This is a genomic window from Trichlorobacter sp., from assembly GCF_030247655.1.
Lineage (GTDB): Bacteria > Desulfobacterota > Desulfuromonadia > Geobacterales > Pseudopelobacteraceae > Trichlorobacter.
In genome coordinates this window covers 1-12,651 of record NZ_JAOTRZ010000077.1, presented here as the reverse complement: position 1 = coordinate 12,651, position 12,651 = coordinate 1, and the positions used below count along the sequence as shown (strand labels likewise).

The window sequence follows — 12,651 nt, the reverse complement described above, 5'->3', positions numbered from 1 at the left end:
GTTCTATTTTGCCGAAAGCTTCAGATAACACTCCGCCCGATTCAAGGTAGCTTCAGGCAGCAGTGCCGATGAGGGATAGCGACTGATAAACTGGTCAAACAACGCAATGGCTGCTTCACAATCACCCTTTTTATAGGCTTCAAGCCCACGGTTGTAGGCATTGTACTCACCCTGGGCACCAGCAGGGGGGCGCTGTTTTTCAGATCTCTTCTTTGGAACATCCACTGTCAACTCATGGGCAAGAGATTTTTGTTCCGGCTTTTCTCCTGCAGACTGCTGACCATATTTAGCGGCGACCTTACGGGAAACTGGTACCCGCAGGACCTGACCGATCTGAATCCAATGGGGATTCTTGATTTCATTAAAGAGCAGAATCTGGGGATAGTAGTAATCACGACCTGAATACTTTTTGGAGATCCGCGAAAGGTTGTCACCCTTCTTTACCGTAACCTCCCGTACCAGCACCCCTTCACCGGCTTCGCCGTTAAACGGCTGGGGTGAGTAGAGGTAATCTGCGCCCCAGCTTGCAGTTACCCCGCACAACAACAGTGCCATCAACAATGGAATCTTTACACCTGGCAGATGCATATCAGTACCTGTTCCCCACTTGATCCTGGTAGGTCAGAATGCTCTTCAACTGAACACCGGTACCAACACCGGTTCCTGACTTAATTCTGAATGACACCTTCACCACCCGCTTTTCACCGGCACCAAGCTCACTGAAACGCCAGAGAGACGTACCTGCCTCGGTTTTACCGGCAGCCTGATCAATGGCCACCAGCTCAATCTGCTCAGGCCAGGTGACCGCCAACTCCACCTGTTTGGCAAGGTTGGAACCACGGTTAAGGATATCAAGATCAATCGTCAGCAGATCCCCCGGAACCATCCGGCCTTCGCGCCCTTTCATGGCCAGCTGCAACACTGGCCGTGAATAGCCGATCTCGGCATCAACCATTACCACCTTACCCTGAGCTGCCTCAGGTGCGGCACTCAGAGAGAGTTTTTCAACCGTCCCGTCCAGAGCCGTCTTTGATGTGGTCACTTCAAGCAACAGTGCAGCCTCTTCCTTTGGCCCCAATGGACCGATAGCAGCCACCTCCGGCTCACCCGGCTGACGCAGACCGTCACGGTTCAGGTCATGATAGACAACAACCTTCTGGAACGGCGCAGATGAAGCCACCAGACTGAAACGCTCACGCTGGTTGCCTTTATTAACGATCCGGGCCGGAACCGTCACCACCTGTCCTGGCACCGCCTTAACCCGCTCTGTTGCCATCTTTACAGCCAGCTCACTAACCGGCAGCACAAAGCTGGCATTGGACAGGAAGGTGCCCCTGATCTGCAGCGGATTGTTCAGAAGATCCGCCCGGACGATCAGCTCGTCCTTTGCCAACGCCTCGGCCTTAAGCTGGAATGTCACGGCCAGATCACGGCTTTCGCCCGGTTTAAGTGCAAGGCCATCCAGCACCAGCGCGGCTCCCATCTCCTGCCGGAAACCTGCGGCGGAAAAATCAACCGCCTGATACTGGGGAGGGAAGTTCAAACGCAGGGTAACATCCTCTGCCGGAGTTGATCCAACGTTCAACACGGCTACCCGGTACTGCACCGTCTCACCGGGCAGCAACTGTGGCTTGTCAGTCTTGACCACAGCACGCAACAGCGGAGCAGCTGCAACAAGTGACACCGTCCGGCTCTGGGATGCCTCAGCCATAAACTGGGAAGCAGCCTTGATCGGATGGGCTATTCTGAGACCATCAATTGAAGCTGCTGGCACGCTCAGCAACAGTACACCCTTGAATTTTTCACCTGGCGCAAGTTGCGGAGTCTGATTGATAGACTGATCAGGCATTCCGGCAGCAGCAAAGCGGGCACCAAACTCAGCAGGGAAACCTGAAGCAAGATAAAAACTATCCTGACCGTTACCACGGTTCTGAATCTCAAACGGAATAGCATTCTTGCGGGCGACTTCGAGCGGTGCCGGAGGAGACTGCACATCAAACTCGAAGGCCGCATACTGGGCAACCTCAAGGGTCAGCACCTGGGCAGTGGCGGTACTTTCAACCGGCTGGGACGGTGTTGTTGCAGGTGGTAATGCCACTGCCACCCCCAGCTCCTTCAGACGTGATGCCGCAGTACGGGCTGCCGGCGTATTGGGGAACCGCTCCAGAATCCCTTTGTATCCTGCAATTGCCTTTTCCTTCAGACCGGCCCGCTCCTGACGCAGCTTCTCTGCTGCAACCTTTGCTTCATCTGCCTTACGAGCTGCGACAAGCTCCCGTTCCTTCTGCTCAACAGCGGCCATTGCTGCCTTTTCAGCGGAACGACGTTCTTCAGCCGCCTTTTGGGCAGCAACCTGTTCCGCAGCTGCCTTTTCCTTTGCCAGACGAGCTTCTTCAGCCTGCACTGCTGCAAGCCGGTCAGCCTCAGCCTTGGCCTTCAGGATACGGGCCTTTTCAGCGGCTTCCTGAGCTGCCTGTGCCTGGGCTGCACGCTCTGCCTCCAGTTTGGCTGTGGCCAGGCGATCTGCTTCAGTCTTTTCTTGGAGCTTACGCTGCTGTTCAGCCTGTACTGTAGCCTGACGCAACTTTTCAGCCTCAAGCGCAACAAGTTTCTGCTTTTCTGCAGCAAGATCAGCCTGACGTTTCGCTTCAACTTCTGCAGACAGCTGACGTTCTGCTTCCAGCTTTGCACGTACAATCCGCTCTGCCTCTGCCTTGGCCTTCAGGACACGGGCCTTTTCAGCTGTTTCCTGGGCTGCCTTTTCCTGGGCTACCCGCTCAGCCTCAAACTTGGCTGCTGCCAGTCGATCTGCTTCAGCCTTTTCACGGCCAACCCGCTCTGCTTCAGCAGCGGCCTGTTGTTTTTCCTGTTCCAGTTTAAGCGCAGCCAGACGATCAGCCTCCGCCTTCTCGCGGGCGATCCGGTCTGCCTCTGCCTTGGCCTTCAGGATACGGGCCTTCTCGGCTGCTTCCTGGGCCGCCTTTTCCTGAGCCAGACGTTCTGATTCCAGTTTAGCGGCTGCCAGGCGATCAGCCTCAGCCTTTTCGCGGGCAACCTGCGCCGTGGCTTCTGCAGCACGCTGTTTTTCAGCCTCCAGCTGCGCTGCAGCGGCAACCTGAACAGCACTGCCCTGACCCTTTTCATACTGGGACGCCAACGCAAGCAGATCTTCTTCAACCGTATTTTTCAGGGGGTTATCAGGGTATTCGTGGGAGAACTGGGCCATATAGCGGGCTGCATCAGAACGGCTACCGGCCTTGTAGTGGGCCCGGGCCAACCAGAACAGGGTCATATCACGCAGGGGGGTATCAGGATATTTCTTCAGGACATCGCCAAGGCGGGTCACTGCTGCAGGAAAGTCCTGCTGCTGGTAGGCATTAAAACCGGAGAGAAACAGTTGGGAGTCTTCGGTCTCTTGAGCAACGACCGTTGCTGCACACAGCAGGGTGGCGATGAGCAGGCAGGTAAAAAATGCCGTTAACGTTCGGCAGTATCTAAGCATCTTCACGGGGGGCACCCTTTCCCCGGCTGACCGGGACGGCGGTGGTAACTGCCAAGAAATACTTGGGTAAAATGGGTATTCCTTAGCATCTTCACCGTCCCTTGTCAACCGCGGAAAGCGAGCTTTCAAGCCGTTCTAGCGTATATGGTCTTCTGGATAAGCCCCGATCTTATGTATCGCCAGGTCAGGCCCGTTGTACTCATCCTCTTCATGCATCCTGATACCGACCGTCTTCAATAAGGCACCATAGACCACAAAACCGCTGGCAACGGCAAACAATACAGCCGTCAGAGAACCGGCCAGCTGTGAAATGAAACTGATGTTGCCTATCCCGCCAAAAAATTTCTGGCCAAAGATACCGGCGGCAATGCCGCCCCATGTGCCGATCACCCCATGCAGCGGCCAGACCCCCAGCACGTCGTCAATCTTAAGCTTTTCCTGTTCAAAGGTAAAACCATAGACAAAGATAATTGCTGCAATGGCGCCGGTTGCCAACGCCCCCAGGGGATGCATCAGGTCACTGCCGGCGCAAACGGCGATCAGACCCGCCAGGGCACCGTTATGTACAAAGCCGGGGTCATTTTTGCCTGCAATCAGTGCTGCCAGCACACCACCCACCATAGCCATCAGGGAATTAACCGCCACCAGGCCTGATATTTTTTCCAGGTTACCGGCGCTCATCACGTTAAAGCCAAACCAGCCCACCGCCAGAATCCAGGATCCAAGCGCCAGAAACGGGATATTACTGATCGGCAGAGGATGGGATTTGCCATGCTGATAACGCCCCTTGCGAGCCCCCAGCAGGATAATTGCCGGCAGGGCGATCCAGCCGCCAATGGAATGTACCACCACTGATCCGGCATAATCATGAAACTCAAGCCCGCCGATTGACTTGAAGATCCCTTGCAGCAGCGAGGCATTTTTACCCCAGATCAAGGACTCAAACAGGGGATAGCAGATTCCTGCAAAGATCGCCCCGGCGATCACCTGGGGCCAGAACTTGGCCCGTTCAGCAATACCGCCGGAAATAATGGCCGGAATGCAGGCGGCGAAGCAGAGCAGAAAGAAGTAATGTACCAGATCATAGCCCATGGCCCCCTGCATCAGTTGATCTGCAGGTTTTAAAAATGAGATACCGTAGGCCAGCGGAAAGCCGATCAAAAAATAGACGACGGTTGAAACGGACCAGTCAGTCAGAATCTTTACAAAGGCGTTCACCTGGCTCTTCTTGCGAACCGATCCCACCTCGAGAAAGGCGAACCCGGCATGCATGGCAAAAACCATCACGGCACCGAGCATCAGGAACAGGACATCTCCACTCTGTTTCAGGGGGGTAAGGGGTGACAACTCCATTGTTGCTGCCTCCTGGGCATAATGTAGACTGCATTGCATCAATTGATGGCAGCAGACACACAAGCAAAAACGTGGCCAATCAACAACTTGCAATGCAACTGCCTGAAAAATGGGGCTTATGTCTAAATTAGATGCACACTGCGATGATTATTTTTGATGCATCAATGCCACTCTTTTAATCAGCAAGAGTCCTTTTCTTTTTCAACGGCAATGCTACAATCACCCCCATGGACCTGAAACAACAGATAGCATCCTTTCCCACCTCCCCCGGCGTCTACCGGATGTACGCTGCCGATGGCAGTATCCTCTATGTGGGCAAGGCCCGCAACCTGCGTCAACGGCTCCGCAACTACTTCGGCAGCACCGACGGCCGCCCCCAGGTCCGCTTCCTGATGGCACGGGTGACCTCAATCGAGTTCACGGTCACCGACACCGAAAAAGAGGCGCTGCTGCTGGAAAACACCCTGATCAAACAGCACCAGCCCCGCTACAACCTGAACCTGAAAGACGACAAGACCTTCTTCTCGCTGCAGATTGACCTGCGCAAACCGTTTCCCCGCTTCACGGTGGTACGCAAGGTCAGCCGTGACGGCGCACGCTATTTCGGGCCCTACGCCTCGGCAGGTGCGGCCCGCGAGGTATTACGCCAGTTGCAACGGATGTTTCCGCTGCGTCACTATCCGTTAAAAACCTGCATGAACCGTCCCCGCCCCTGCCTGTACCATCAGATCGGCCAGTGCAGCGCCCCCTGCCACAAGCTGATTTCTGCTGAGGAATACGGCTCGCTGGTGGATGGTGCGGTGCTGTTTCTGGAAGGGAAAAACAACGATCTGGTGGCTGGATTCAAGACCCGGATGAAACAGGCTGCTGAAGAGATGCACTATGAAGAGGCTGCCCGCTGGCGCGACCTGCTGAAGGCGATTGATACCACTCTGGAACACCAGAAGATGGTCAGTCTGGGGGGAGACAGCGACATCCTCGGGCTGGCCAGCAGCGAAGACAGTCTGGCCATTGCCCTGCTGTTTATGCGGGGCGGCAGCCTGTCCGGCAGTACCGTCCTGTATGGCTCCGGCGGACTGGATGCCGCTGATGCCCTGACCGCTTTTATTCAACATTATTACGCCGCTGAACGTTTTATCCCTGATGAACTGCTGCTGCCGCTTCCCGTTGAAGCCAGCCAGGCACTGGAAGAATGGCTGAGCGAACTGAAGGGCAGAAAAGTCCGCCTGCATCAACCCCGGCGCGGCACCAAGCTGGATCTGGTCAATCTGGCGGGCCGCAACGCCCAGGCCGCACTGTCTGAAAAATCAGCAAACCGGCAGGGGGTTGAGCGGACGCTGCATGAACTGCAGCAGAAACTTTCACTACCGCGCCTGCCCCGGCGGATAGAATGCTACGACATATCCACCCTGCAGGGGCGTCATTCCGTGGGCAGTGGCATCGCTTTTCTGGATGGAGTAGCAGACAAGGATCGTTACCGGCGCTACCGGATCAGGAACCATCAGGGGCAGGATGATTTCGGGATGCTGCAGGAAGTCTTTGCCCGACGCTTCAGCCCGGAGCGGATCCAGCAATGGGGACTGCCGGATCTGGTGGTGGTGGATGGCGGCATCGGCCAGCTGAACAGCACCCTGGCCATCATCAACGAACTGGGACTTGCAGAACAATTGGCTGTTGTCTCCCTGGCAAAAAGCAGGGTGCAGGGTGATGGCAAGGATATTCACGTGGTACGTAGCGAAGAACGGGTCTTTCTGCCGGGCCGCCGCAACCCGGTCAGGCTGCGTCAGGATTCAGCGCCGCTGAAGCTGCTGGCAGCCATCCGGGATGAAGCCCACCGCTTTGCCATCAGCTACCATCGCAGCCTGCGGGACAGAGAAACGCTCCGTTCAGCCCTGCGGGAGATTCCCGGTGTTGGCCCCAAACTGGAGCGGCTGCTATTGACGCAGTTCGGTTCTCTGGAAGGGATAAAAACCGCCACGGTCGAGGAACTTGCCACCGTGGCAGGGGTCAGCCAGGAACTGGCCCGATTGATTAAGGTTGAGTAAACCAAGGGAATGACTAAATCTACCCCCCCTCAATCCCCCCTTGTCAGGGGGGAAGCGTTCTGTTGTAGCTCCTCCCCTGAAGTTCTCCCCCTGACAAGGGGGCCGGGGGGTTAGGGGAGGCCGGGAGGGGTTTGGTGTAAAACAATAGCAGCTACACTACCCTTCAAACACCTGCCCCCCATCCTTCACAACCACCTGCCGCATCTCCTCATGCAGCGCTTTCAGATCAATCGGTTTGGAAACGTAGCCATCAAAACCGGAACTTAACATATGTTCCCGCGTATCTTTCAGTGCATGGGCTGTCAGGGCGATAATGGGAAGATGCGCGCCACTCTTCTTTTCATGTTCACGGATAACCCGTGTTGTCTCCATCCCGTCCATAACCGGCATCTGAATATCCATCAGCGCAACATCAAAGCCACCTTTTTGCCAGTGATGCAACAGCTCACCACCATCACCTGCGGAAGTGACGGTGTGTCCATAACGCGAAAGCAGCAAGCTCAGCATCGCACAGTTTGTCTCACTGTCGTCTGCCAGCAGAATATGTAACGGTGGACCTTCCCACATCACCTTAGCCTTGTCCTGCGCTAACACCTCCTGTTGCGGTGCCGGTTGCGAGTTGATCAGGAACGGCAGGGTAACAGAGAAGGTACTGCCCTTGCCCTCCTGACTCTCAACCGTCATTTCCCCGCCCATCTGCCGGACAAGCCTGCTGCAGATGGTAAGCCCCAATCCGGTGCCGCCAAACCGGCGACTTACCGAGCTATCGGCCTGGACAAAGGGGGTAAAAATCTTCTCAAGCGCCTCCGGCTTGATACCGATGCCGCTGTCGCTGACACTGAAGCAGAGTTGAACCTTATCGTCATGACGTTCCAGCAGCTCAACCTGAACCCGTATCTCGCCCTTGCGGGTAAATTTAATGGCGTTACCCACCAGATTATACAGAACCTGTTTCAGGCGCAGCTGATCACCAAACAGGCTGTCAGGGACATCAGCAGCGGTATCACCCACAAGTGAAATAGCCTTGCCAGATACGCGGGCCTCCTGTGATCTGAGCAGTTGAGCAACGCAACTGCGCAGACTGAAAGGTGCACTTTCCAGCTCAAGTTTTCCTGCCTCAATTTTAGAAATATCAAGTACATCGCTGATCAACGACAACAGATTTTTTGCATCGGACTCAATATTGGTGAGATACCCCGTCTGTTCTTCGCTCAGACTGGTGAAGCGCAACAGCTGGGCATTACCGATCACCCCGCTCATGGGGGTACGGATCTCATGGCTCATATTGGCCAGAAAATCGGTCTTGGCAGCATTGGCCGCCTCAGCCTCAGCCTTGGCTTTAAGCAGCTCTTCCTTGGCCTGCCTGTTTTCTTCAGAGCGCTGCTGCAGCGAGCAGGCCAGCCCGTTTATCGCCAACGCGGCACGGCCCGGCTCATCATCGGAGGCGACCTCAATCAGGGTGCCGTAATCGCCTCCCTGCAGGGCAGCAATCCCGCTCATCAGGTTATTGAACGAGCGGGTAACCTGCCGCAGCACCAGATAACTGAACAAAGCAACTGTCAGCCAGAAAAGCAGGGCAAGTGACACGGACCAGAAGACCAGCTTGCGCACCGTCCGATCCATATCGGCCGTACCCCGCTCAATACGCACACTGCCCAATAACGACGGCGTATCATGCCCATCAATCAGAGACGACATTGCAGAACCTGCCTGCGGATTGCTGCAGACCTCAATAGTTTGCCTGAGCACCTCCTCAGCGGTGCCGGACGGCGAAGAAGGATAGACAGCTGCCAGCACCCTGCCGTCCTGGGCGCTGATCACTACGGCACGGATCTCCGGCGACCGGGCGGCCTGTTCAGCCATCTGCTGCAGCAGTGCGACGTTTTCTGCAAACAGCGGCAGCCGGATTGATTCAGCCAGAGACTCTCCCTGCAGCCGAAGATGCTTAAGGGCAGCCTCTTTTGATTTTTGAATCTCATGGACGATGAACAGGGTACTCAGTGTGGAGACGATCAGAAAGGTAAGCAGGGTAAAGATCATGAAGAGCTTGCATTGAAACCTGGTGCGGATATTTGACCACTTTGCACATCGTAGCACGGTCAACTCCTTAAAAAACAGTCATTGCAACGGCGGCGTGGCGTCTGCATGACAACGGCTGTTTTGTCCGCTTCAGTCATCAAGGGAGGCCCCCAGCCGTTTCAGGATACTATCATTGGTTTTAAGTACAACTTCCCGCGGGAAACGTAACGGCACGTCATCCAGACCATCTCCATCAAGCAGTGCCGCAACCATAGCATTGGCCTGACGCCCCAGGGCCGTACGATCTATCTCAAATACGGCCGCTGCCCCCAACCCCAGGTAACCGGCGGCAAAGGAGAGCACCGGCACCGCCTGTTGCTGACTGAAATGGAAATAGGCCTCAGCTGTTTCCTTGGTTACCGCTGTGGTATCCGGCAGCATCCAGAGCGCATCCACCTTACCGGCCAGGGAAGCCAACTTGGCCACGGTATCGCGGGGGGTTGTCACCTCCCGCAGCACCAGGGTAATACCGGCCTTTTCCGCTGCCTGCCGTGCCTGACGCAGGTACCAGCTGCTCCGGCCTGGATTATAAACCACCCCCACCCGACGGGCCTTCATCCGGTTCAACAGATTGCAATAACGCTCCGGCGCAACAAACATCTCAATACCGGTCAGGTTCGGCTGGGCCGCCTGCAACCGGTGCAGATCAAGGGACATCAACGCCACCACCGGAATGTTCCGTACCTTGCGGGCCGCAGCCAGGGCCGCATCCCCCATGGCCAGGATCAATATCGGCCGATCCTCCCGCGTAATACGGATCAGATCCACCTCGGCATAATCGGACAGGACGACTACCCGCTTGGAAATAGTCCGGCTGCCGCTAAAGCCTTTCAATACCTCATCATAGGCTGGACTGCGCCGACTCTGCAGCACCAGCAGGTCATAGGCCTGAGCAAAAGAGGGGATCACAAGCACCAGGGCCAGTATGCAAAGGACCAGGCGCCGCATCAGAATTTCACCCGCATGCCGCCTTCAAACCAGCGGCCAGCGTTACGATACAGTTCGGTGTCTGTGGTTTGTACACCATTGAACAGGTTGCGGGCAGAGAAGAACAGTTCCGGCGTCAGGCCATACCAAGACCTTATCCGCCAGTTCAGGTGCAGGTCCCAGATCATGCCGGTGTCTTGGGCAAGAGTGCTTTCATCCCGGTTCCACCAGACATAGTTGCCGGTTACCGTGCCGCGCAACCCCAGCTCACGGTTGTCATAATTGAGACCCAGCTTAACAGTATGGGGGGGAACCGCCTGGCCGCTATTGGTATGCAAACGCTGGCCGGTATCACTATCCCAGGCATCCAGATAGGTATAGCCGCCAGTCAGGAAAAGGCCAAACAGCGGCGTGGTGCGGGCCTCCAGCTCAACCCCCTGACGCTGCTGGTTGCTGGTGGTTACGGTGCCGCTAGACTGGCTGTCACGCAGGGCATTGAAGAAATAGGTCCCCTTTAGCCAGAGAAACGGCAGTGCCTCACTTTCTATCCCTACCTGAACGGTCTTGATCTTCTGCAGCTTGTTGTCGGCACGGGGGGTGGGCAGGGTATAGCCCTGGGCAGTATAGGCCCGCAGCAGCGTATGTTCAGCAAGTTGATAGGTGGCACCCAGGGTAAGACTGGTAACATCGCCGGAAGTGCCGGTAATGTCATAGCGGGCACCGGGCAGAATCGTAAACTTCCCCAGGGTATAGGCGCCATTGGCATAGATGCCCCAGCGGTCCCAGCTCCGTTCATAGACCGGCGGATCACTGCTCAGCGCATCTTTGTTGATGGCCCAGGCATGGCTATAATCAAGCCCCAGTAGCAGGCTCTTCTGGTAATCGCCCCAGCGGAGGCGGGCATTGATCCCCTGGCTGGTATCCCGCGCCACATAATCATTAAAAAAGGTCAGATTACCTGAACCATCCAGACCGCCAAGTTTGGCATGGTCATCGCGGTTGGTCAGGTAGCTGTCCAGCTCCAAGGTTAAGCGATCCGTCAACGGTTGGTTAAGTTTCAGATAGGCATTGGTACGGCGGTACTGGTTGTTATCATGCACAAAACCCCAGCTAACCGTTTCTCCTTCATCCATACCCGGCTTGGCAACCAGATAGGACAGGCCAAAGGTAAGGCTGCCATTGTGCGGCAACTGATAGGAAAGCTTGGCAAACAGATTATTCTGGTTAGTACCTGCATTCGGGGTCAGACCATCGGAACGCAGGTTAGCGACGGTCAGGTAATAGCCAAAACGATCCAGGGTGCCGCTTACCTCTGCACGGGAATCTGCGGTAAACCGGGAACCGGTGGAGCCGGACACCATGCCGCTGAACTTCCGTTCCGCATCCGGTGATTTGGTGATGATGTTGATCACACCACCCAGGGCCGGTCCCCAGGCAGCCGAGGCAGCCCCCTTGATAATCTCAACCCGCTCAATCTGCTGCACCGGAATCAGACCAACAATAGCCATGTTCTGGTCAAAATCATTCTGGCGGATACCATCCACCAGCACCAGCACCGTCGTATTCAAGGCCCCTTGGATATTAAAGAAACTGAAGGTACCAGGGGTACGCATGAATTCAAGCTGGATACCCGGCACGGTCTGCAGCACCTCAGCCAGGGTATGGGCATTCAGTCGTTCAATATCGTCGGCAGTAATAACAGTGATGTTTTCAGCAACGCGGGAGGCGGGACGGGGACTGCGGGAGGCAGCAACAACCGATTCAGCCTGGGCCTCAATAATACCAAGATCCTCCAGGCCATCATCGGCAGCACACAGTGAAACGGCTGTTGCGTGCCACAACAACATCAGCAGAAGCAACCATGATGTTTTGCAGTTGATACGGATCAACATGTCTACTCCTGGCAGACCTGCTTACAGTGCAGACTCTTACTAGCAAACTTATACGCTTTCGTCTAGGGTAAACACCCTATAATCCATCTGTTTGACTGGGATTACACTCAAAAGAAGCTGCGTCATGGAAATTGGAATGTGAGTCAAGGAGTTGAAGAGTGTCAGATGGTGCAAGGCTGCTGTTGCCTGCTGACGCGCCCAAAAAAACGGCATGATCGAAGCGGTGGAATGTCACCGCCCGATGCTTGATGCCTCACTGCAACAACTGGTGCTGCAGGATCTGGCGGCACGGAAGCCTGACTTGCGGCCAGCCTGCTGACAAAAAAACGATACCAACAGAAAACTCTTGGCCGCCAAAGGACGCAAAGATCACAAAGAACGGCAGTCTATATCCCGCACATAGAACTAAAATTTACAAAAAGCAGTTCACGCAACTGAGCTACACAATAAAAACAGCATCCTGCATGAATGTTGCCTCTCCCCAAGCGGGTGAAGCTGAATATTCTGTAACTTGTTTGGTTTTCGTTGCGAGCGTTGCGGCTTTGCGTGAGTAACTGCCGTTTTAAGGTTACAAGCACTTTTCTTTGCGTTTCTTTGTGCTCGTTTGTGGCAAAATTTCGCCTCAGATGGGTATTTAGAAAAACCGGATATGGGTGGAAGTAGGTAAGTGAGAAATGGTGACCCCTTGCGTCCGAGATTGTGAGGGCCTTGGACAGCATTGGAATGCAGTTCGTTCCAAAATGTAGTTTGCGCAAAAGCAATGTCAGCAGCAAAAGCAATTGACATCGCATGAACAAAGCTGGTACTTATTACCAGCTAATTTTATTACGAAATTTATAAAGGGGTACTACAA

General features: G+C 55.1%; 7 protein-coding genes. 1 reads left to right on the top strand and 6 read right to left on the bottom strand.

Annotation, left to right across the window (positions count from 1 at the left end; genetic code table 11):
- Positions 1 to 3 precede the first annotated feature (3 nt).
- The 3 genes from OEL57_RS08670 to OEL57_RS08660 all read right to left on the bottom strand — a co-directional run bounded on the left by OEL57_RS08670 (position 4) and on the right by OEL57_RS08660 (position 4,855).
- Positions 4 to 588 carry a LysM peptidoglycan-binding domain-containing protein gene (locus OEL57_RS08670; protein ID WP_300739657.1) on the bottom strand — a complete coding sequence of 195 codons (585 nt, stop codon included), beginning with the start codon at positions 586 to 588 and terminating at the stop codon, positions 4 to 6.
- A 1-nt stretch (position 589) separates the two neighbouring features.
- On the bottom strand, positions 590 to 3,502 hold the full coding sequence (locus OEL57_RS08665; protein ID WP_300739659.1) for a hypothetical protein: 2,913 nt from the start codon (positions 3,500 to 3,502) through the stop codon (positions 590 to 592).
- A gap of 135 nt (positions 3,503 to 3,637) precedes the next feature.
- A complete protein-coding gene (locus tag OEL57_RS08660) occupies positions 3,638 to 4,855 on the bottom strand; it encodes an ammonium transporter (RefSeq protein ID WP_300739655.1) in 1,218 nt (405 codons plus the stop codon).
- Positions 4,856 to 5,082: 227 nt separating this feature from the next.
- Between OEL57_RS08660 and uvrC the strand changes: the two genes are divergently transcribed.
- On the top strand, positions 5,083 to 6,900 hold the full coding sequence (gene uvrC, locus OEL57_RS08655; protein WP_300739653.1) for an excinuclease ABC subunit UvrC: 1,818 nt from the start codon (positions 5,083 to 5,085) through the stop codon (positions 6,898 to 6,900).
- A 156-nt stretch (positions 6,901 to 7,056) separates the two neighbouring features.
- Here uvrC and OEL57_RS08650 read toward each other — a convergent pair whose 3' ends face one another.
- The 3 genes from OEL57_RS08650 to OEL57_RS08640 all read right to left on the bottom strand — a co-directional run bounded on the left by OEL57_RS08650 (position 7,057) and on the right by OEL57_RS08640 (position 11,798).
- On the bottom strand, positions 7,057 to 8,997 hold the full coding sequence (locus OEL57_RS08650) for an ATP-binding protein (protein ID WP_300739651.1): 1,941 nt from the start codon (positions 8,995 to 8,997) through the stop codon (positions 7,057 to 7,059).
- A 72-nt stretch (positions 8,998 to 9,069) separates the two neighbouring features.
- Positions 9,070 to 9,927 carry an ABC transporter substrate-binding protein gene (locus tag OEL57_RS08645; protein ID WP_300739649.1) on the bottom strand — a complete coding sequence of 286 codons (858 nt, stop codon included), beginning with the start codon at positions 9,925 to 9,927 and terminating at the stop codon, positions 9,070 to 9,072.
- Entirely contained in the window at positions 9,927 to 11,798 is a 1,872-nt protein-coding gene (locus OEL57_RS08640; protein ID WP_300739648.1) for a TonB-dependent receptor, read from the bottom strand. Before OEL57_RS08640 ends, OEL57_RS08645 begins: the two co-directional genes overlap by 1 nt.
- Between the last annotated feature and the right edge of the window lie 853 nt (positions 11,799 to 12,651).

What these genes read in the sequence shown, in the direction of transcription:
- OEL57_RS08670 (WP_300739657.1), bottom strand. Translation starts at nt 588, where the DNA reads ATGCATCTGCCAGGTGTAAAGATTCCATTGTTGATGGCACTGTTGTTG.
- OEL57_RS08665 (WP_300739659.1), bottom strand. Translation starts at nt 3,502, where the DNA reads ATGCTTAGATACTGCCGAACGTTAACGGCATTTTTTACCTGCCTGCTC.
- OEL57_RS08660 (WP_300739655.1), bottom strand. Translation starts at nt 4,855, where the DNA reads ATGGAGTTGTCACCCCTTACCCCCCTGAAACAGAGTGGAGATGTCCTG.
- uvrC (WP_300739653.1), top strand. Translation starts at nt 5,083, where the DNA reads ATGGACCTGAAACAACAGATAGCATCCTTTCCCACCTCCCCCGGCGTC.
- OEL57_RS08645 (WP_300739649.1), bottom strand. Translation starts at nt 9,927, where the DNA reads ATGCGGCGCCTGGTCCTTTGCATACTGGCCCTGGTGCTTGTGATCCCC.
- OEL57_RS08640 (WP_300739648.1), bottom strand. Translation starts at nt 11,798, where the DNA reads ATGTTGATCCGTATCAACTGCAAAACATCATGGTTGCTTCTGCTGATG.